General features: G+C 42.6%; 19 protein-coding genes and 1 riboswitch. Of the genes, 12 read left to right on the top strand and 7 right to left on the bottom strand.

Annotated features, from left to right (window positions below):
• The first annotated feature begins 46 nt into the window (after positions 1-46).
• The 4 genes from BTA30_RS04505 to BTA30_RS04490 all read left to right on the top strand — a co-directional run bounded on the left by BTA30_RS04505 (position 47) and on the right by BTA30_RS04490 (position 3,715).
• Positions 47-961, top strand: coding sequence for an ABC transporter ATP-binding protein (locus tag BTA30_RS04505; RefSeq protein ID WP_076759799.1), 915 nt, complete (start codon positions 47-49; stop codon positions 959-961).
• Positions 958-1,716 carry an ABC transporter permease gene (locus BTA30_RS04500; RefSeq protein ID WP_076759797.1) on the top strand — a complete coding sequence of 253 codons (759 nt, stop codon included), beginning with the start codon at positions 958-960 and terminating at the stop codon, positions 1,714-1,716. Before BTA30_RS04505 ends, BTA30_RS04500 begins: the two co-directional genes overlap by 4 nt.
• Positions 1,717-1,727: 11 nt before the next feature.
• Positions 1,728-2,465 (top strand): ABC transporter permease, encoded by a 738-nt coding sequence (locus BTA30_RS04495; protein WP_076759794.1) that lies wholly within the window; start codon positions 1,728-1,730, stop codon positions 2,463-2,465.
• Positions 2,466-3,061: 596 nt separating this feature from the next.
• Complete coding sequence (locus BTA30_RS04490) at positions 3,062-3,715, top strand: winged helix-turn-helix domain-containing protein (protein ID WP_076759790.1); 654 nt, start codon at positions 3,062-3,064, stop codon at positions 3,713-3,715.
• 83 nt (positions 3,716-3,798) lie between these two features.
• On the opposite strand, the gene BTA30_RS04485 is transcribed toward BTA30_RS04490, so the two are convergent.
• The gene (locus tag BTA30_RS04485; protein WP_076759788.1) at positions 3,799-4,386 is read right to left on the bottom strand and encodes a flavoprotein; all 588 of its coding nucleotides are present in this window, start codon (positions 4,384-4,386) and stop codon (positions 3,799-3,801) included.
• Positions 4,387-4,566: 180 nt separating this feature from the next.
• On the opposite strand from BTA30_RS04485, the gene BTA30_RS04480 reads away from it, so the two are divergent.
• The gene (locus BTA30_RS04480; RefSeq protein ID WP_411813137.1) at positions 4,567-7,767 is read left to right on the top strand and encodes a type 2 lanthipeptide synthetase LanM family protein; all 3,201 of its coding nucleotides are present in this window, start codon (positions 4,567-4,569) and stop codon (positions 7,765-7,767) included.
• A 50-nt stretch (positions 7,768-7,817) separates the two neighbouring features.
• The gene (locus BTA30_RS04475; RefSeq protein WP_239693575.1) at positions 7,818-9,971 is read left to right on the top strand and encodes a peptidase domain-containing ABC transporter; all 2,154 of its coding nucleotides are present in this window, start codon (positions 7,818-7,820) and stop codon (positions 9,969-9,971) included.
• 69 nt (positions 9,972-10,040) lie between these two features.
• Here BTA30_RS04475 and BTA30_RS04470 read toward each other — a convergent pair whose 3' ends face one another.
• The 6 genes from BTA30_RS04470 to argR all read right to left on the bottom strand — a co-directional run bounded on the left by BTA30_RS04470 (position 10,041) and on the right by argR (position 16,262).
• Entirely contained in the window at positions 10,041-10,718 is a 678-nt protein-coding gene (locus tag BTA30_RS04470; protein ID WP_076759782.1) for a Crp/Fnr family transcriptional regulator, read from the bottom strand.
• 113 nt (positions 10,719-10,831) lie between these two features.
• Positions 10,832-11,785, bottom strand: a complete 954-nt coding sequence (gene arcC, locus BTA30_RS04465) for a carbamate kinase (protein WP_076759780.1) — start codon at positions 11,783-11,785, stop codon at positions 10,832-10,834.
• A gap of 18 nt (positions 11,786-11,803) precedes the next feature.
• Positions 11,804-13,210 carry an arginine-ornithine antiporter gene (arcD, locus tag BTA30_RS04460; RefSeq protein ID WP_076759777.1) on the bottom strand — a complete coding sequence of 469 codons (1,407 nt, stop codon included), beginning with the start codon at positions 13,208-13,210 and terminating at the stop codon, positions 11,804-11,806.
• Between the two features lie 53 nt (positions 13,211-13,263).
• A complete protein-coding gene (gene argF, locus BTA30_RS04455) occupies positions 13,264-14,271 on the bottom strand; it encodes an ornithine carbamoyltransferase (RefSeq protein WP_076759774.1) in 1,008 nt (335 codons plus the stop codon).
• Between the two features lie 29 nt (positions 14,272-14,300).
• Complete coding sequence (gene arcA / locus BTA30_RS04450; protein ID WP_076760259.1) at positions 14,301-15,536, bottom strand: arginine deiminase; 1,236 nt, start codon at positions 15,534-15,536, stop codon at positions 14,301-14,303.
• Positions 15,537-15,821: 285 nt separating this feature from the next.
• The gene (gene argR, locus BTA30_RS04440; RefSeq protein WP_076759771.1) at positions 15,822-16,262 is read right to left on the bottom strand and encodes an arginine repressor; all 441 of its coding nucleotides are present in this window, start codon (positions 16,260-16,262) and stop codon (positions 15,822-15,824) included.
• A gap of 173 nt (positions 16,263-16,435) precedes the next feature.
• A riboswitch (guanidine-I (ykkC/yxkD leader) is annotated at positions 16,436-16,541 on the top strand.
• Between the two features lie 87 nt (positions 16,542-16,628).
• Between argR and BTA30_RS04435 the strand changes: the two genes are divergently transcribed.
• The 6 genes from BTA30_RS04435 to BTA30_RS04410 all read left to right on the top strand — a co-directional run bounded on the left by BTA30_RS04435 (position 16,629) and on the right by BTA30_RS04410 (position 21,232).
• Positions 16,629-17,465 (top strand): YitT family protein, encoded by an 837-nt coding sequence (locus BTA30_RS04435; RefSeq protein WP_076759768.1) that lies wholly within the window; start codon positions 16,629-16,631, stop codon positions 17,463-17,465.
• Between the two features lie 283 nt (positions 17,466-17,748).
• Complete coding sequence (locus BTA30_RS04430) at positions 17,749-18,051, top strand: WXG100 family type VII secretion target (protein ID WP_076759765.1); 303 nt, start codon at positions 17,749-17,751, stop codon at positions 18,049-18,051.
• A gap of 21 nt (positions 18,052-18,072) precedes the next feature.
• Complete coding sequence (locus tag BTA30_RS04425) at positions 18,073-19,296, top strand: tape measure protein (RefSeq protein ID WP_076759763.1); 1,224 nt, start codon at positions 18,073-18,075, stop codon at positions 19,294-19,296.
• A gap of 11 nt (positions 19,297-19,307) precedes the next feature.
• Complete coding sequence (locus tag BTA30_RS04420; RefSeq protein ID WP_076759760.1) at positions 19,308-20,090, top strand: YfjC family protein; 783 nt, start codon at positions 19,308-19,310, stop codon at positions 20,088-20,090.
• Positions 20,091-20,124: 34 nt separating this feature from the next.
• Positions 20,125-20,661: a YfjD family protein gene (locus tag BTA30_RS04415; protein WP_076760258.1), complete on the top strand. Its 537-nt coding sequence runs from the start codon at positions 20,125-20,127 to the stop codon at positions 20,659-20,661.
• Between the two features lie 10 nt (positions 20,662-20,671).
• Positions 20,672-21,232, top strand: coding sequence for a YfjD family protein (locus tag BTA30_RS04410; RefSeq protein ID WP_076760257.1), 561 nt, complete (start codon positions 20,672-20,674; stop codon positions 21,230-21,232).
• The last annotated feature ends 156 nt before the right edge of the window (positions 21,233-21,388 follow it).

The raw sequence follows: 21,388 nt of genomic DNA, 5'->3' as shown, positions 1-21,388 counted from the left end.
GCGCATTAATACAAATGAGTCTATGATGAAGGTGAGGTGAGGAACAATGGTACAAAATATTGTATTAACAAAAAATTTAACAAAAAAATTCGGAAAACAAACATCTGTTAGCGGTTTAGAGATGAGCATTGAAAAAGGACAAATATATGGATTCCTAGGGCCGAACGGGGCTGGAAAAACGACAACGATCAGGATGTTACTAGGATTGATCAAGCCTACAGAAGGCGACATTCAGCTCTTTGGCCAGGATATCCGCAAAAATCGTCTGCAAATCTTGCAGAGAATCGGCTCACTCGTTGAATCTCCATCTTATTACGGAAATTTAACCGGAAGGGAGAATCTTGAGGTGATTCGCCGGGTGCGTGATTTGCCTGAAGCGCGGATTACGGAAGTTTTGGAGATCGTTCGTCTGACAAAGGTAGCTGATCGATTAGCGAAAGAATACTCGCTTGGTATGAAGCAAAGATTGGGGATTGCCGCTGCTTTAATGAGCAAGCCCGACCTCTTGGTGCTGGATGAACCGACAAATGGACTGGACCCTGCCGGCATTCATGAAATTCGGGAGCTGATCAAGGAATTGCCGGATAGATATGGGATGACCGTTCTTGTATCCAGCCATTTATTGAGTGAGATTGACCAAATGGCGACACAAGTGGGCATTATTATGAATGGAAAGCTCATTTTTCAAGATGATATCGAAGCTTTAAGGAAAAAACAAAAACCACTCCTGAAAATTGGAGCCAACAATATTCATGAAGCCCAATCGATTATTCAAAACCGGGGGTTGCATGCGAAGCTTCAGGAAGGGAACTTATGGATTGCTGAAACATCGCCTGAATTTGTTTCGGAAATTAACGGAATGCTGGTTAAGTCGGGTGTCTCTGTTTACCGATTGGAAGAAGTCAAACGTTCTTTAGAAGACATCTTTCTGGAACTCACAGGTACGGAGGGAAGTTTATGAGACAAGTGTTGCGCGGTGAGTCTCTGAAACTGAGGCGTTCATCTCTGTTTATCGTCGTCATCTTAGTCCCTCTTGTTGTTCTTGCATATGAACTCTTGAATTTAACTTATCGGGGCGAGTATGTCCAAAAGCAAGCCGAGATGTTTAAGGCGTCCTCGATGTGGCAATATATGCTGTTTGATAACAGTATGCTGTTTGGGCTGGGGTTTCCTTTAGCTGTAACAATTATTGCCTCAATCATTGCAAATATAGAGCACCAGACAAATTCCTGGAAACAAACGCTGTCTCTGCCTATATCAAAAGTAAGGATTTACTTAAGCAAGTATATTTGGCTTTTTAACAGCCTGCTCTTAACGACAACCTTATTTGCAATAGGCATGGTTGTACTGGGAAAGGCCTTGGGATTTGAAGAACCGATACCATGGGGGCTTTTATTCGGCGACAGTTATGTCATGCTGCTTACGGCTCTGCCGATTATGTCTTTTCAATTATGGCTGTCTATTACATTTAAAAACCAAGCATTTTCAATTCTCATCGGCACAGTCAGCTCAATTGTTGGTTTATTTTTAGCCGCCGGAATAACAACGCGCTGGTTTCCGCTTGCTTACCCCAGCCAGTCATCGACCATCATCTTGCAATATGAGGGTTTGGGGATCAATCCGGATCTATCCGCTTTTGTTGTGATTAATGTTTTTGTCGGACTGATGCTGCTGATCGTTGGCGCCCTTCATTTTAAAAAGCGAGACGTGCTGTAGGAGGAACTATCATGTTAAAAAATATATTAGCTGCTGAAAGGTTAAAATTAAAGCGTTCGAAAATGTGGGTGTTGTATGTATTGGCCCCTTTTATCAGCGTCATATTGGCCTACACTAACTTTCGGAATAACTATAAACTATTTGTACAGCCAGGCGACAACGAGTGGGTTGAAGCCTGGACCCAAATTGCCGTTTTTATGGGATCTTTTGTTCTGCCGATTCTTGTCGGTATATACGCCGCATTTGTGTGCAGAGGGGAACATGTGGGCGGAGGATGGAAGCAACTGCTGGCCCAGCCGGTTTTAAGGTCTCGGGTATTCTTTGTAAAAAGCGTCATGGTTGCCATGATGGTTGGCGTGACGATGAGCATCTTATGTATACTCTTTATTTTATTCGGATTCCTTAATGGGCTGAAAGGCGGTCTGCCTTTTTTCACGATTTTAGGATATGTGGTTCAGGGATCAATCGCCTGCCTTCCGCTTATTGTGCTGCAGCTGATCATCTCCATCAGGTATAAAACATTCGGTATACCGCTGGCGGTCAGCATTGGATTTACATTGCCGTCCATACTTGCCGCTAATACGCCGTTGGGACAAATTTACCCTTGGACTCTTCCTATGCTGGGGATGTCTCCGCCTGATGAATCACCAATTGATTCATATCCGTTATTTTATAGTGTATTAATTGTTTTGTTTGTACTGGTAACAGCATTTGGGGTGAGAAATTTCTCTCGGCGGGATATGATTTAAAGGCACTGGAAAAGGATGATTTTCCCCCGAAAACTTAAGGATATCTAAGAAATGGACTTTAAAAATCACTTATTTCCATTTAGAAAACTTCCTATTCTGACACAAAAATGGTAAATTGTGCACAGGAGGTGATTAAATCCAAAAAATCGACATTTATCAGAAGCCAATTCAATGCAGGACCAATATACGGCTGTTCTTTGCAATTGAATTTGGCATCCATAGGACTTATAGGGTTGAAATATCTGCTGTAAACAGTTTGAATAGAAGCTGTTTTCCGATCTGCTTTTTTAGGAAAACAGCTTTTTGGTTTCAAAATATAAAAATCATAATATTCATGACATATTAACCTCGGAAAAAAGGCTGAGCCTATTGAAAGCAGGGCTTGCTTCTCTTCTAATTTTCGAAAGATTTGTAATAATCAGCTGAGATTTTATCATTTCTGTTATGTATGCCTGCCCTTTTTCTCTTGGATGGCTGCAGGGAGAATACAGAATGAAAAGAATGAGATTTTTCAACTTGAATTCGCGGCAATTGAAGCGGACTTAAAGATACCTCCGGTGGCGGCAGTTTCACATTATGTTGAATAGGAGAATTGGATGAAAAAAATACTTGTCTTTTCAAAAAACAGCTATTTCTTAGCTTATACAAGGCATGTTTTTAAGCCTAATGGAGTTGAAATCATTTGTATCAAATCTTCTAGTGAATTAAAAAGGAGGACGGGTAGCGAAAATTTTTCCGCTGTGATATTGGATAAGTGCCTTTCTAATGATTTGAACCTGTCACTATTCAAAAACATCAGCAGTCCTCTTATCATTTTAGACTCGTTGGAATCTCAGGATGCTTTGGATTTTACATTTACCCCCTTTATTGACCTTTTAGATAATATGAAAAAGAAAAAAAGAAATATTATTGAGCTTTCACCTTCAACTTTTTTTGATATCGGCAAACATTGCATCTGGAAAAAAGAAGAGTATATTCCGCTGCCGGCTCAAGAATTCAAAATCTTATACCTGCTTTATTTAAATTTAAACAACATTGTCACATCTGAAGAATTGATCAGTTACGCAGATTTAACCAGTCGATCCAGTTTATATGTTTATATTAACTCTCTGCGGGAGAAGATTGAAGAAAACCTGGGAAACCCCGAGATTATTCAAACAAAATTTGGAAAAGGCTATCTTATTAAGAAGAAGCAGTCATCCAGCTATACAGAAAAAGTTGTAAAGATGACAGGAAGTGAACATTTGTAGAAACATCTTAGGAATATATCATATGTTCTTATTTCAGATGAAAAAAGCCTCTTAGCACATTGCTTAAGAGACTCATGCCATGATCATGATGTTACTTGATGTTCAATCCTTGTTTCTATGATTTCGGCCATTTCAATTAGGGCTTTATCCGGAGGAATGATGGCCCGGTTAAGCTTTCTTTTCCCGCTTGAAACCTCGAAAGCCATAATTTCTACGGGATCAATGACGATATGATCATCTTCCCGGAGCTGCTGTATATTGCGAGCCACCGCTTTTTTTTGCCACATGACATCGTTCATCGCAGGGAAGAAAAGAGTTTGATGGGGATGCGCCAGTATAGTTGTCGTTAGCAAGTTAATGGCTGCCCCTTGGGATGCCTGTCCCAATATGTTTGCTGTTGCTGGGAGAACACAATATATATCTGCCCAGCCCCCGATTTCAACATGGCTGTAACGCTTCCCATTTTCATCTTTCTGATCGGTATAAACCTTGTCACAAAAGTAGGAGACGGTGCTGGCAGGAATCAGATCTTCGGCCGATTTTGTAAGAATAACCCGTACTTCTTTAAAATAGTTTCTGAAATATAAAAGATATGAAGATATTCCGACTGATGAGATCGATCCTGAAACACCTATCAAAAGTTTTTTGTTTTTTAAGTATGAAAAATCCATTTTAACCTCCAGTTTTTGTATTTCATTATATGGTATGTATTGAAATAATGTAATTCATATATTTAATATTAGTTTTTTTTAAGAAGATATCTTAAAATCCAACTTATATTTTCTATAATTTGTTTTAATTTTCAAATATTGTGATATGTTTATGGAGATTTCTATATAGAAAAGAATGGGGTGTTCATTTTGAAAGCAGGACTTACTGAACAGTCAACAAAATGGAGCAGTGCTTCATCCTTAATAGAAAGAAAAATCAGCCGCGAAAATAAGGGGAATTGGAGCGAAGCATCGGAAAAGCGTTTCGAAAGATGGAGGATGCTCGTAGAAAGCGATGAAGCTATTCGTCTGGAGGATATTTTATCGGCGTATCATATGAATATCGATGTCTTAAAAAATACGTTGGATCAAGATCAAACAGAGTTTGCCCATCCTGCCGATCATCAGGAATGGTTAGGCATTATTCAATCGGTGAACAGCGGCGCCTATGAGCAAACAGAGATTGAAGTGAACAAAGATATTCTTTTTTTTCATTTTGTAAAACCATTTCTTAAGGCAGCAAAAGGAAAATTGAAAGAGAAACTAGAACAAGCCGGGCGGTATGAAGAAATCATGAAAAGCTTCAGTCCGGATGTCGAGATTCAACTCATAACGAACCTTGCAGATGCCCTTGCATCTATAAGCAGCAGAACGCTCATTTTGGAATTGAATGTCGCAAGGGTTACCGGACAGCTTCAAGGTGATACTTCAGAAGACAGGGCAAAATACTATAATGAAGTGATGCTGAATGATCCATCATATTTGCAGGCGATAAGGGAAGAATACGTTGTCCTTACGCGAATGCTGGCAGCAAAGACAAGGTTTTGGACTGATAATGTATATGACATATTATTAAGATATCATGAAGACCAGCGGCTTCTTTCAGATCATTTTAATGATGGGCGGGCACTTGGAATCATAACCGGGATCGACACTGGAAGCAATGTGTCAGACTCACATAACCGGGGAAAAACGGTCGCCATCTTAAGCTTTGATTCAGGCTTTAAAATGGTGTACAAGCCCCGGTCTCTTGAAATAGATGAACAGTTTAATCGCTTTATTCATTTCTTGAATTCAAAAGGATTAACCCACGATCTCAAAACAGTTCAGACACTTAACAGACAACACTACGGATGGACGGAATTCATTACTTATACGGAGTGTCAAAACAAACAGCAGGTGGAGCATTTTTATTGGCGAATTGGGGCTTTTTTAGCCGTTTTATACGCCATGAATGCTGTGGATTTCCATCACCAGAATTTGATTGCTCACGGTGAATATCCCGTTTTAATAGACCTTGAGTCATTGCTTCATAACAATTCAAGATATTCGGATGACAGCGCCTTCAGCAAAGCCCATGACCGGATCGAGCGTTCAGTGCTCCGTGTCGGCCTTCTGCCAAGGAAAATTGGAAGCAAACAAGGGATTGAAGGCATTGACCTCAGTGCCTTGGGTGCGCAAGAAGGACAAGTATCTCCTCACAAAACAACCGTCATCGTCGACCGCAATAAAGATACAGTTCACATAAAGGAACAAAATTATCCAATACCCGTTAGTTTTCACCGGCCGATGCTAAACGGCAAAACGGAAAATGCAGCTCATTTTGAAGAAAGTATTGTCTTGGGATTTGAAGAACTTTATCGTTTCTTTATGAAACATAAAAAAGAAATAAAAGCCCAAATGGATTCATTTAAGGGGATCTCTGTCAGGCAAATTTTAAGAGGAACAGCGAGATATTCCAATCTTCTCAGAATAAGTCTTCACCCGGATTTTATGAGGGACGGCTTGGATAGAGACATGATTTTGGATAAGCTGTGGCTTGATACAAAACTCAATCCGCATTTGAAAAACATTGTCTTGCATGAGAAAAGAGATCTGTTTGTCGGCGACATCCCATACTTTGTCAGCAAACCTGAGGGCACCCACCTATGGGATTCAAAAGGAGAATTGATTCCGAATTTCTTCAAGAGGAGCGCGCTTGAAGAAGCCAAGCTTAAAATTGGCCGCTTAAATCAGATTGATTTTCAAGAGCAGGTCGGTTTTATTCGGACGGCTTTTCTCGTTTTGAAGGATTCGCCAGGAAAACGAGACACATTAAAAAGAACCGATATCCCTCCTTCCTTTAAAACGGAAGATTTCCTGCAGGAGGCAGTCAAAATCGGCAGATATTTAGCGGTCAGGGCGATTCCGGGCGAACAGGAAGGACAAAAAGACCTTTCATGGATTGGTTCATTTGTAGACAATATGCGGGAAGATCAATTTAAAATCTCTCCGGCAAACAGTACGCTATATGAGGGTGTAGCCGGGATATCATTATTCTTTGGCTATTTGGGTCATATGACAAAAGACCCCCGCTTCACGGAAATATCCAGACAAGCCTTAGTCCCTGTGCAAAGGAGTCTGCCAACATCCAAAGATATAAGCGCTTTTGGCGGTATCTCTTCCTATCTTTACGTATTGGACCATTTATCTGTTTTATGGAAGGAACAGGACTTAATTGAAAAAGAGCTTGAACCGGCTTTAGAAAGATTACAGCTATTCATCTCCAATGATCAAAATAATGATATTTTGACAGGAGCTGCTGGTACAGCCATCGTCTTAAAAAATCTATATAGACGTTTTAAAGATGAAAAAATCATGTCATTGATCATAAAATGCGGAGACCAGCTTATCCGCAATATGTCGGAAATGAGCAAGGGAGCAGGCTGGAAGGTGCCTGCGAACCCGGTTCCGGCCTCAGGATTTGCACATGGGGCAGCAGGCATTTCTTGGGCTCTTTATGAAATATATGAGCTAACGAAAGAAAGCAGATATAAAGAAGCGGCTGATCAAGGCCTGGAATTTGAACGGACTCTGTTTATTCCGGAATTCAATAATTGGGCTGACATCAAGCTTGAAAATGGGGATTACCGGAATGTCAATTTTACAGCATGGTGCAACGGGGCAGCCGGTATAGGGCTCAGCCGTGCGTTAATCTTTTCCTATCATCGCGAGGATATCATAAAAGAAGAAGCGCTGACGGCTGCTAAAGCGATTCTTAAAAACGGATTTGGTCAGAACCATTGTCTTTGCCATGGTGACTTGGGGAATTTGGAAATCCTTCAGATCATCGCAAGAACATTGAAAAATAAAGAACTGTATGATTGGGAAGCATCGCTGAGTCATCAAATTTTAAAGGATATCAAAATAAGAGGATATTTGACAGGATTTGAAAAAAATAATGATTCACCTTCTTTAATGATGGGATACTCAGGGATTGGTATAGGGCTGCTGAAAATCTATTCGCCGGATCAAGTGCCTTCAATTTTAACGCTGCAATCACCTCAAGATTTAAACCTATAAATGTGGTTAGGCCTTACTAAGTAAGGTCTAATTTTTTAGGAGTGACAATCATGAAAAAGGTTCCTCTTATCAGACAAATGGGACAGAATGAATGCGGGCCCGCCTGTTTATCGATGATTCTTCATTTTTACGGCTGTAAGGTGTCCTTAAATGAAATCAGTGAAGCATGCAACGCGCAAAGCCGCGGCGTCTCAATCAAAACATTAACCGGGGTATCGTCCCGTTACGGCTTGACATGCAGAGCCTTTCAAGTATGTGCGAAAGATCTGTATGCCCACATTTCTTCTATTGTTCCCTGCATTCTTTTTTGGGATGAACGACATTTCGTTGTGTTGGAGAGCTTGAAGAAAGACCATTTAGAGATTATTGATCCAATGACAGGAAGGAAAAAGATAACTAAAGAAGATTTTGCGAAGCATTACAGTCAAGTCATCTTAACATTTGAAAAGACGGATGCTTTTCAACAAAGATCTTCTTATTCAGATTTAAAATATTATATGAAATACGCAGTACAAAGCTGGAAGATTGTATTATCCATTTTGATCTTTTCTCTTCTAACACAAGCTTTTATCTTCTTCATTCCTTTTTTAATGAAAGAAATGATTGATGCCGCTGTTCTAGAAAACAGCTTGAGCTATTTTTTGAAAATTGAAGTTGGAATGTTGTTTCTTCTTTTCATCATAGGCCTGTTTTTTCTCAGAAGCTATTGGGTTATCAAGTTGCAAGCGTCATTCAGCCAACAGATGACAAACGACTTTATCAATCATGTATTGAAACTGCCGTTGAGTTTTTATGAACATCGAACTGCTGGAGATATTGCATCAAGGATCAATAATATTGCTGTCATCAGAGAAATCATTGTTCGTAATGGTTCAGGTGCAATACTTGATGCACTGATGCTTTTGACTATTTTTACCGCCATGTCCACTCAATCGATGAGGCTCGCTTTGTTTTCCATAGGACTGGCATTGCTTCAATTGCTATTAATGGCTTTTATTATGCCAAAGCTAAACGATTTGAAAAGAAAAAACCTGTCAGCTCAGACTGCTTCTCAAAGCTTTATGGCTGAGGCGCTCCGAGCTATGCCTTTTATCAAATCAAATGGACTGGACCCATATATAGTGAAGAGATCACTTCATTATGACAAGAAACAAACGGAGTCCTTCAAACGGCATGCTTTTACAGATGCTGTGTTAGAGAGCATCAGCAGCAGTCTGCAATTCTGTGCCCCCCTCATTTTAATCGGTTTTGGTTTAAAGGAGACAGTAAACGGCAGTTTAACCATTGGCGGCTTAATCGGGTTTAGCGCTTTAGGAGCTTGTTTTTTCCTGCCTGTGGCTTCTCTTATCAGACATATGCAGCAGTTTCAATTTATTGGAGATATACTTGAAAGAATAAGAGACGTTTTTAAAACGGAGCCGGAAAGAAGCACACATAAACCTTTGGATTTTAATATCGCAGAACAAGATATTCGACTTGAGAATGTTTCCTTTTCTTATGGAAACACTCCGGTCATAAAAAATCTTTCTTTAACAGTTAAAGCCGGCACAAAAGCCGCCTTGATTGGAACGTCAGGCAGCGGCAAAACAACGCTGTCAAGGCTTATTTTAGGATTGTACAGACCAGATGCCGGAAAAGTTTATTATGGAGATCAAGATTTAACGGGTATCAACCTTTATGAACTGCGGGGGAAAATGGGGGCTGTATTACAAGAAAGCTATCTCTTTAATGATACGATTGCCAATAATATTTCAGGATTTAAAGACCTGTCCTTCGACGCAATCATAAACGCGGCTAAGCATGTCGATCTGCATGAGGATATCGAGCAGATGCCCATGGGATATAACACGATCATAGGGGAGAATGGGAGCTTTTTATCAGGAGGGCAAAAGCAGCGTCTAGCAATTGCCAGGGCTATTGTCAACAATCCCTCCGTGGTCATATTGGATGAAATAACAAGTCACCTCGATACCTTGACAGAAAGTAAAATTGACAGCTACTTTGATCAATCAAAGACGACTCGGATTATCATTTCCCATCGCCTTTCCGGTATTAAAAACGCCGATCAAATCGTCGTTTTAGACAGCGGGGAAATCATTGAGCAAGGGTCGCATCATGAATTAATAGAAAATAAAGGCCGCTATTATGAATTGTGGAAGAAGGAGGAAGAAAAGAAACGGAAAATGATCGCCTATTCTTTATGACATGAATTCATCCCGAAAAAAACGGGATGATGTCATATGCAGAGAAGTATGGTTTCTTTTTGTTCAATGTTACGCAAAATACTCGGGGCGATTGATCATAATCTGTTTGTTCATCTGGCTGATAATCCCTTCACAGCGGAGTTTTTTCAGGACAGCGCTTACGGTTTCGCGGGAGGTGCCGGAGATTTTGGCGATTTCTGCGGCGGTAATCGGACAGCTGATCACGGTTGAATTCCTTTCTTTCTGGCCGAGGCTTTCGGTCAAATAATAGATGGCTTGCGTCACCCGGTCATGCGCATGGGAGAGTGTGATTCGTTTGAGCCTTTCTTCGTGAAGGGCAAGGATATCGGATAATTGATTGAGAACATCAAAGAGAAGTTTTTTATTTTCCCTTACAAGATCTTCGAAAATGTTCATGGGAATATAGTAGAGTTCAATATCTGTCAAGGCTTCAGCGGCATAATGATAGTGTTCATCGCGAAACAGGCCGCCAAATGGAAAGAGTGTATGAGGACGTACGTAGTCGGTATAAAACATGGATCCTGTTTCATTGGATTTTTCGAGTTTAATAAAGCCGTCGAGAAGGAGATACATTCGTTCCCGGGGGTCTTCTTCCATAAATAAAATCTGGCCTTTGTGGTAAGTCCGCCAATAGATAAACTGCTTGATGTTTTCCAGCTCTTTTTTACTCAGGGAAGCGAATAGGGAAAACCTTTTCAGTTGATGTACGATGTCTTTGTTCTGCATATTAACGACCACCCTTATCATTTTCTTATGAACTAAGGTTATATACTTTAAATTTTACCTGTTTTTGACGATTGGCAAAAGGAAGAACCCTTGAAAGGCCCTTCCTTTGGAGCTTAAGCTTGTTCGACAATGGTGCCGGCATTGCCTTTGAGAGCTTCCTTGGCCAGCTTCAGGGAGGTAATCACTGTTTTGTTTCCTTTTTTGGCTTCGGCAAACTGAATGGCTGCTTTCACCTTTGGCAGCATGCTTCCCTCTGCAAACTGTTTTTCTTTGATATAGCCCTTCAGCTCTTCAGTTGTCACATGTTTAAGCGTCCGTTCTGTCGGTTTTAAATAATCAACGGCAACATGATCGACGCCTGTTAAAATGACCAGTTCGTCTGCATGAACGAGCTCTGCCAATTTACAGGCGGCAAAATCTTTGTCGATGACGGCGTCGATACCGCAAATCGCGTGGTTCTTTTCGATGACGGGAACGCCGCCTCCTCCGGCCGCGATGACAACATGGCCTTGTTCCACTAAATCATTGATGACATCGTACTCAAGAATGGATACAGGAGCCGGTGAAGGCACAACGCGGCGCCAGCCTCTTCCGGCGTCTTCTTTAAAAACGAGGTCGCCGTTCCGGCTGTTCATCAGTTCTTTTGCTTCTTCTTCGCTGTAAAACGGTCCGATCGGTTTTGTCGGATTGCGAAAGGCCTCATCATCGCTGCGCACGGCGACGCGAGTAATCACGGTCGCCGCATGCCCGTTCTTTCCTTTGGCTTGCAGCGCTTGATCAAGGGCGTTTTGCAGCCAGCAGCCGATCATTCCTTGTGTCATCGATACACACGTTTCAAGCGGCATGGCAGGTGTTTTTGGAGAGTCCGCCTGCTTTTGCTGAATCATCAGATTGCCGACTTGCGGACCGTTTCCGTGTGTGATGATCAATTCAGCTCCGCTGTCAATCATATCTGCCAGATACACGGCCGTTTCTTCCAATGCCCGTTTCTGCGCTTCTGCGCTGGCGTCATCTCCTGTTTGAATAGCATTACCGCCAAGCGCGACGACAATTTTTCTTTTTTTCATTTAAGACACCTCTGTTTGTTAAATTGAAATGCTTCCCGCCATTAATTTCACGATGGCAATAATAGCCAATATTAAGATGATGACGGCAATGACAAGCTCAGCCTTATTGAAAGCGGGTCCTTCTTTTTCTTTGCGAACTGATCGGAATACCAAGATGCCGGGGGCGTATAAAATCATCGTCAACAGCAGATAGTCAAGGCCTGCCGCATAGACGAGCCAGATGCCGTAAATGCTTGCGATCACCCCTATCGTGATGTTTTTGATCCGATCCGGCTCCTTGTGAAGCCAGCTGTATTTGAGCTGATAAAACCCGGAAAATAAATACGGGATTAAGATTGCCGAAGATGCTAAGGAAAAAGCGAATTGGTATGCTGTATCCGAAATGAGAAAAGTCAGCAGAAACAGCTGGATGATAGCGTTTGTCAATGTCAGCGCATTTGATGGAGCACCGTTTTTATTTTCTTTGCCGAACCACTTCGGAAAAACGCCTTCCCGTGCGGCAATCAGCGGCAGCTCTCCGGCAAATAGCGTCCAGGCCAGCCAGGCGCCTATTACTGAAATAATCAGACCTAAGTTAATCAGTACAGCACCCCATTTGCCGACGATATGCTCCATAATGGAAGCCATTGAAGGATTGGGAAGGCCGGCTAAGTCTTGTTGATTCATGGCGCCGAGCGACAGCATGGTGATCATCACATAAATCACCAGCACACTGATCAGTCCAATAACGGTCGCTTTGCCGACATCGCTTGATTTCTTGGCCCGGCTTGAAAAAAGAACGGCCCCTTCAATACCTGTGAACACCCAAACGGTGACAAGCATCGTGCTCTTCACTTGGGCTCCGATCGAGCCTAGCGACAGTCCTTTTCCCCAAAAGTCGGCCGTAAATAAATCAAGATGAAAAACAAAGATGACGGCGACGATGAAAGCAAAAATCGGCACCAGTTTTGAAATGGTTGTAATCAAATTAATCATGGCAGCAGACTGAATACCGCGCAGAATCAAAAAGTGTACGCTCCATAAAATCACGCTTGCACCGATAATCGATGCGATATTTTGGCCGTTTCCAAACGCGGGGATAAAATACCCGACTGCACTGAACAGCAGCGTCCCATATGCCACATTTCCGAGCAGGGCTGCGAACCAGTAACCCCAGCCGCTGTTGAATCCCATGAAATGGCCGAACCCTTCCCTGGCATAAGTAAAAATACCGCCGTCTAAATCAGGTCTTTTCGTCGTCAGATTTTGGAAAGAGAAGGCCAACGCGATCATGCCGACTCCGGTGATGACCCAGCCGATTAAAATCGCGCCTGCTCCGGCTCCTGAAGCCATGTCGCTTGCCAGGTTGAAGGCTCCGCCGCCGATCATTGACCCGATGACAAGCGCAATGAGCGCAAACAGCCCCAGTTTTTTTTCTTCCGCCATTTTTGTCACCTCATTCGGTATAGGATGGAAAAGGGAATTGCACCCTTTTCCTGTCAGTCAAGATCGCCGAGTGTCGCCGCCATGACAGCTTTGATTGTGTGCATCCGGTTTTCTGCTTCATCGAATACTTTAGAATGTTTGCTGCGGAACACTTCATCCGTCACTTCCATTTCTTTGATGCCATGCTGTTCATACACGTTTTGTCCGTATTTTGTATGAAGATCATGAAAGGCGGGCAGACAGTGCAGAAAGATGACATTTTCATTGCCTGTTTTCTTCACAAGCTCCATGTTCACTTGATAGGGCTTCAGCAATTTGATTCTTTCAGCGAATTTATCTTCTTCCCCCATAGAGACCCAGACATCTGTATACAGCACATCGGCTCCGGACGCGGCTTTGTCTATATCGCTTGTTACAGTGATGCTTCCTCCGGATTCTTCAGCGAAAGTTTCCGCCATTTTGACGATGTCCTGGTCAGGGAAAAGGTCTTCAGGCGAGCATATTCTCACATCCATTCCGACTTTGGCTCCGCCGATGAGCAGACTGTTGGCGACATTGTTCCGTCCATCGCCGATATAAGTGAGCTTCACGCCCTTCACGCGCCCGGTGTGTTCTTTTACTGTCATAAAGTCGGCCAGCATTTGTGTCGGATGCCATAAATCCGTTAAACCGTTCCATACCGGTACGCCTGAATGCTCGGCCAGAGATACGACTTTTTCATGTTCAAAACCGCGGAATTCGATGCCGTCAAACATCCTGCCAAGCACTTTAGCCGTATCCTCAATCGATTCTTTTTTACCGAGCTGAATATCGTCTTTGCCGAGGTATTCAGGATGTGCACCGAGGTCGATGCAAGCAGTCGTGAAAGCGCATCGCGTTCTTGTTGACGGTTTTTCAAATAATAAAGCGATGTTTTTGCCTTCCAAATGGCGATGTCTGACCCCTTGTGCCTTTTGATCTTTTAACTGTTGGGCAAGGTCGAGCAAATAAAGGATTTCTTCTTCAGAAAAGTCTTTTTCAGCTAAGTAGCTTCTTCCTTTTAAGTCAATTGTTTTTGCCATTTTTCTCTCTCCTTTTTCTTCTGAATTCGCTATTTTACATCGTCGCGGTACAGCGGCATGCTCATACAGCGCGGACCGCCTCGGCCTCTTGAAAGCTCTCCGCTCGGGATTTCAATGACTTTAATGCCCTGTTCTCTCAAGCAGGCATTGGAAATGTAGTTTCGATCATAAGTGACCACAACACCGGGGGCGATGGCGAGCGTGTTTGATCCGTCATTCCATTGCTCGCGGGCTGAAGCGATTTCATCTCCGCCTCCGCAGAAAATCAGGTTCACATCTGAAAGGCCGAGCGTTTTCTTCAGCACTTCCAGCAGATTGTGCTCTTCTGTAATTTGAACGTCTTCTTCCGTTTTTCCCCGCTCAAGAATGAAGATTCGCATATCGCCTTCCGGACCCTGGATGGCGGGATGGATCGTGAATTGGTCGCGGTCAACCATCGTAAAGACGGTATCTAAATGCATAAAGGCCCTGGTCTTCGGTATTTCGACAGCAAGCACCCGGCGAATCCGGTCCTGGCGTTTAAACAAATTGCGGACAAGACGTTCGATTGCCTGTGCGGTGGAGCGTTCTGAAACACCGATCGCAACCGTTTCATCATTTAGCACAAGCTCATCTCCGCCCTCGATATTGAATTTGAAGTCGCGGTCAAGCCAGACCGGAATGTCATGTTCTTTAAACCGCGGGTGGTGTTCTATGATGTAGCGCATAAACAGGGACTCTCTCCGGCGTGCCGGCTCTTTCATTTTATTGATGGTCAGCCCGCTGCCGATCGCGGCTGCCGGGTCTCTTGTAAAATAAAGGTTCGGCATCGGGTCGAGATAAAATGGATAGTGGTCTTCCATCAGCTCGTGCAGGTGAGAGCGCAGCCCCAGCTCGATTTCGTTTTTTCGGACTCCGCTCATCACATGTTCGACCATTGACTCGGCTTCAAAGGAGAGCAAGTATTCCTTTAGTCTGTGATAAGCTCCGTTTATATCTGCTTTGCTTTCAGATAAAAGCTCGCTGACAAATTGTTCGCGGACTGAAGTGTCACCTAAAGCTTCAGCAGCCAGCTTCTCTAAATAAAGCACTTCCACTCCTTGCTTTTTTAGGGTATCTGCAAATTGGTCATGTTCGTTTTGAACGGCCGGTAAAAAAGGAATATCGTCAAAGAGAAGCCTCTCCAGGTAATCGGGTGTGAGATTTTCCAATTCTCGCCCGGGCCTCTTCAGCATGACTGTTTTCAAATGGCCGATTTCTGAGTAAATGTGAATCGGTGCTGTCATGATCATCCCGCCTCCTAATCTGTTTTTATTACATTTACAGCTTAAAACAGCGAGGCGGGCTGCGATGTGAAAGCGATAACAACAAAAATGTGATCTATTTCACAAGTTTTTTGATGTAGCAAAAACAAAAGTGAATAAATATGACAAAATGACATGGAGTCCTTGTCAGGGCAAAGTAAACATCGTATAAAACGTGTATATTTTTTTGAGGATTTTTTTAAAAAAAATTTTTGTAGGATCATATCTTCCAAAATAAAAAGAGCTGATCCAAATGGGGATCAGCTATCAGCATAAATGTTCACAAAATGATTGGGCGGTCTCTGGTGATTGAGAAATCACAAGACAAGTATCATTCCCGCATATACAGCCCAGCATCTCCGGTCGTCCCAGTTTATCAAGAAGGACTCCGATGGCATGGGCATTTCCGGGCATCGTCTTAATAATGATTAAGTTTTCCGCCTGGTTCACCTGCAAGACAACTTCTGAAATTTTGTCTTTCAGAACTTTGGAAGGGTTGATTGATAAAGAAGTATTCGTGGCATAGACGAGTTTTCCGGCTTCATTAAGCTGTTTGACAAGATACATCTCTTTAATATCCCGGGAAATGGTAGATTGGGAAGCCATTATGCCGCGGCTTTGCAGCAGAGCTGCCAATTGCTCCTGGGTTTCTACCGGATGTTCGAGAATGGTTTGTTTAATGAGCCATTGCCGTTTCTGTTTATTCATCAGGGCGCCTCCCTTCGGCAAGGACGTATATCTACTATTATAAGATGTTTTTTTGTTTTGACATGGAAGCTATTTTACAAAAAACCAAATATTTTAGGCTGGAAAAAAGGCTTGATAGACACCAGAAATTCACTTATAATGCTTGAAGATGACAAATTGATAAAATGAGAGAAAAAGTGGTTTTCTAGGGTTCCGCAGGTGCTCCGCATTTGGTCTGGTCCGAGAGAAAACACATAACGAGAACTCGTTATGACACGGAGGGATAAAAGCCCTGGAGTTTTGGCTCTTGATCAAAAGAGCCTTCTCCGGGGCTTTTTTGCTTTTTAAATAGGAAATTACTTTTAGATATAGGAAGGAGCTGCAGTTATGAAAAAGAAAGCAATTGATATGGTTATGATTATGATAGGCGCATTTTTCTTTGCGCTGGCCGTGAATCTGTTTGCTATTCCGAACGATTTGGGAGAAGGCGGCGTCACGGGGATCACGCTGATTTTATATTACGTTTTTCAATGGTCTCCAGGCATCACCAACTTTGTGTTGAACGGGATTCTCCTCATGATCGGATATCGGTTTTTAGATAAAAAAACGACGGTTTACACAATCATTGCGGTTGTCGCCAATTCATTCTTTCTGCATGTCACGGAGGATTGGGTGATTCCGGCTGATGAAGTGATCATCAGCACGATTTTTGCCGGGATGTTTGCCGGAGTCGGTATCGGCATGATTATCCGTGTCGGCGGAACCACCGCCGGGTCTGCGATTCTGGCGAGAATCGCCAATAAATATTTTGACTGGAATATCAGCTACGCTTTATTGATGATTGATTTGGTTGTCGTATTCAGTTCCTACTTTATCATCGGAGCGGAAAAATTGATGTTTACGATCGTCATGCTCTACATCGCCACAAAGGTCATGGACTTCATTATTGAAGGCCTCAACACGAAAAAAGCGATCACGATTATTTCCGAGCATAAACACGAAATCGCAGCGCAAGTCAACACGCTGATGGACCGCGGCGTCACGATACTATCAGGGCGGGGCCATTATACAGGCAATTCCAAAGAGATCTTATATATCGTGATCAATAAACAAGAGCTGTCCATGCTGAAAAAAATTATTAAAAGTACAGATAAAAAAGCATTTGTCATTATCCATGATGTCAGGGATGTATTTGGTGAAGGGTTTGTAGATATCTCGAAATAAGGAAAGGGCTGCCGGAGGATACCGGCAGCCTTTTTTTTGCATTCTGTGATGTCATTTACCTAATATAAAGGTCTTTTGGTCTATTTCTAGTTGTTTTCATGTCCGTGAATCACTGCTTTGAAATGGCCTTTTAGCCTTCCCTGCCAAAGGGTTATTCCATACATTGCATTTTTAAGCAAAATTTAAGATGAAAGGGAGCTAAATAATACTTTAGTACGATTTGGCAAACGGTTATTTTGATTATAATTAAACGAAAAGACCTGTTTTTAAGGAGTGAAAATAGTTGGATTCAAGCAGGGTAATCGCACTGGCGGAACAATATAAATCAGCCGCTGATGAAGTGAAAAAATCAGAGCTGCATCTAAAGACCCGGATGTCTGCGAATTCCGCTTCATGGAAAGGGAAGACCCGGGAGCAGTTTGACAGTGATTTTGACCAGACATCAGCTGCTTATCAACAATTGGAAGCGGATTTAATCGAAATCAGCAGCGAATTAATGACAGCCGCCGCAAAAATCGAGCAGACGAAGGCAGAAATCATGAGAATGGAAGAGCTTGAAAGAAAAAAGAGAGAGAAATTGAAATAATCAGCAGAGAGGAGCAGCGGAATGGGAAAGGAAATCTTAGTTGATCCAGACAAGCTTGAAGGTTTGGCAAATGATTTTGTCAAAGAGCTGACAGATATGGAGAAGTTGTATAAAGACCTCCATCTTGAATTAACAACGATGATCCTGGGCTGTGACCCGCGCTACAGTCATTGCTTTTCGGGCGTCGGGGATGCCTGGTCAAGCGGCAGTGACCTTGTCGGCAAGCTTGATGCCAATGAACGCTACATACGCAAAACAGCCGATAAATTTGCGGAGCAGGACGATATTTTAAGAAAGCTGTACAACTTATATGATAATTACGGTACGCTCACCGCGATGGCCGGCGTATCGATGACCCAATTCAAGTATTACGGACTTGGAATCACAAAATTTGTGAAAGACGGTTCAGGCCTGTATTCAGTAAAACATACGAAGCTGCTTATGGATCTTTCCAGAATCATCGATGAGTCTAAATACAGCAGAGCGGCGAGAATTTTGTTAAGTCCAAAATATCTGTTTAAGAATCCAAATCTGCCTTTTGCAGACTTAGTGCATAAGAAATTCACAAAATTTTATCCGCAGGATACTGTCGATTTCACGAATAAAATCAAGAGTTTCGCAGCCGGAATGGTCGATGAAGCGGGAAATAAAGCAGCGTTTAAAGACGTATTAAAAGCCGGAGGCAAGTTTGCAAAGGGAAATGCGATTACAGCCGCTTTAATCACAGGGGCCACTGAGACTGTGGGAATGGGCTTGAAAATCTCAGAGAACTACAGCAAATACGGCAATAACCGCGAAGTATTAAAAAGGGAAAATGCAAAGGCAGTCGGAAACGCCGTCAATAACACGGTTTGGATTACAGGCGGATCTGTTGCCGGTGCGGTAATCGGAGGCGCACTTGGCAGTACTCTCGGCCCTGTCGGTACTGTTGTTGGAGGAGCAGCCGGATCGTTTATCGGAGGAATCGTGGGAGAGCAGGCTGCAAAACTCACAGCGGGCATTGCTGAGAAGACAGCTTTATTGCTGAAAAATCCAATTCAAGCTGGACTCGACAAGGCAAAGAAAGGGTTTGAGCTGGCTGGTAAAGGCGTTCAAGCCTTTAATCAAGGCATCGACAATGTGAATGAAGGCATTCGAAAAGGCGCAGAAACAGTAGGGAAAGGGTTTCAAAAGGCTAAGGAAACTGCCGGCTCCCTTGTGAATGGCGCCAAAAATTTCTTTTCGGGTAAGCTGTCGTTCGGTTAAGGGGGATACGTATGGATACATTGAAATTAAGTATTGAAGAATTGATTTTTTGTTTTTACAGTGAAGGCTTATTTGAACAGGGAATGTCATTGAAACAGGCGTATTTTCCCGACATGACGGAGGAGCAGCTTGAATTTATGTTTGAAATCTCATGCCGCTCTCTTTTAGCAAAAGATGTGTTGGAATATAAAGCGCATCAATATAAATTAAAAGAACCGTGCAAACCGTTTATTCAAGCCTTAAATGATGCTGATTATACGATTAAAGCATCTAAATTTTCCGATGAAGCAGAAGAAAGCGTTTCATACCATGTTGCCTCTCAAGGTTTATTCGCTCATCAGCTGATTCATGAGCAGCAGGTTCATCACATCAGTTCGCTGTCTTCGAAAGAGGATATTCTTGAGCAGACCGTTCAGTTTTTAAATATCAAAGAGGAGCAGGAAGCAAAAGGCACTGTTCTTACTTTACAGAATGACCAATTTGAACAATTATTAAAGGGGGCCAGTGAAGAGCGGTTATTGGCCGATGAATTCCTGGTCAAATATGCTGATCATCCTCACGCTAAAGCTTTTATTCAAGATCTGGTTTTCAGGCAAGGAAAAATGGATAGCGTTATGCTTGTAGAATATGGTCTTGATAATACTCCTGATGTAAGAGATCTAATGTTTGTCATTCCTGGAGCGGAGCATACATGGTTTGTCACAGGAAGTGCAAGAAACGAATTCTCGGTTATGGTAGCCGAAAAAGAAAAGATTCGTAACATCATATTGAGAGATAGTCGTTTGCTGAGATAAAGGAGGTCTATTTTCGGAACAGGTGAAAAAACGGATCATTGAAGTGAAAAGCCGAATATTCTTCAGGATATGGGCATTTGCAGGAACTGCAGGTATCGGTTTGGTCGGAATATGGCTCTTTTTTGAAGCGGTAAAATTCGAATCGAATTATTCATTATTATACTTAGGCGCCGGACTGCTTGGGATGGTCTATGGTTTGATCACTTTTTTAATGATTTTTCCCGCCTTCACGAAGAAAGGAAGCGTCATTTTCAGCATCGTAGAAGGAGAAGACGGCCGGCTGTTCTCAGGAAAAAAATCCGTCTATATTAAAGCCATCAAAAGCATCAAAATGGGTCGGCACCGCTACAGCCCGAAAGGCATTTTCTTTGTGGATGTGGTGATTCAGACGCACGCGAACGGATTGGTGCGGATTCCGACTTACAACATTCTCCCTGAGCCGGAGTTTTACAAAGCGGTGGAACTGCATATCCTGCCGTACATGACGGAGGAAGCGCGTGCAGACTGGATTGGGCAGTTTACAGAAGCGCAAAGAAAAGCTTATTTAGGCGAGTTTCATAAGGATATATAGTTTGGAGGGAATGACGATCAGAAATAACAAATTGCCGATAGAAGTAAAAAGCAAAATGTTCTTCAGGGTCTGGCTATTCCTAGGCTCATTTGGGCTGGGAGCAGCGAGTTTGTGGATGTTCTATATGGGGATCACTTTTCAAACAAAATTTTATCTGTTGGCTATACCCGCAGGGCTATTATTCAGCTTCTTTTTCTTTGTCTTATTTTTAATCGCTTTTCCCGCTTTCACGAAGAGAGGAAGCGTCATCTTCAGCATCATAGAAGGAGAAGACGGCCGGCTGTTCTCGGGAAAAAAATCCGTCAATATTAAAGACATCAAAAGCATCAAAATGGGCCGGCACCGCTATAGCCCGAAAGGCATTTTCTTTATGGATGTGCTGATTCAGACGCGCGCGAACGGATTGGTACGGATTCCGACTTACAACATTCTCCCTGAACCTGAGTTTTATAAAGCGGTGGAACTGCACCTCTTGCAATACATGACAGAGGAAGCGCGTGCGGACTGGATCGGGCAGTTTACAGAGGCACAAAGAAAAGCTTATTTGAATACATTTCATAAAGATATTTAATCGTTTCAGAAAACGGCGCCATCAAATCAATTCTCCAGATGGCGCCTGTAAATTCGAAAAGGTTTTTGAAACCTTTGGGGGAATTGATTCGTCTTACTTAAAGGCTGCCTATATAGAATGTGGAATTTTTTCCGCATCGGGCTGTTTTCGGATGAG

Source organism: Bacillus swezeyi (genome assembly GCF_001969815.1).
Classification (GTDB): Bacteria; Bacillota; Bacilli; order Bacillales; family Bacillaceae; genus Bacillus; species Bacillus swezeyi.
The sequence above is the reverse complement of the archived record's forward strand: the minus strand, read 5'-3'. Positions and strand labels throughout refer to the sequence as shown.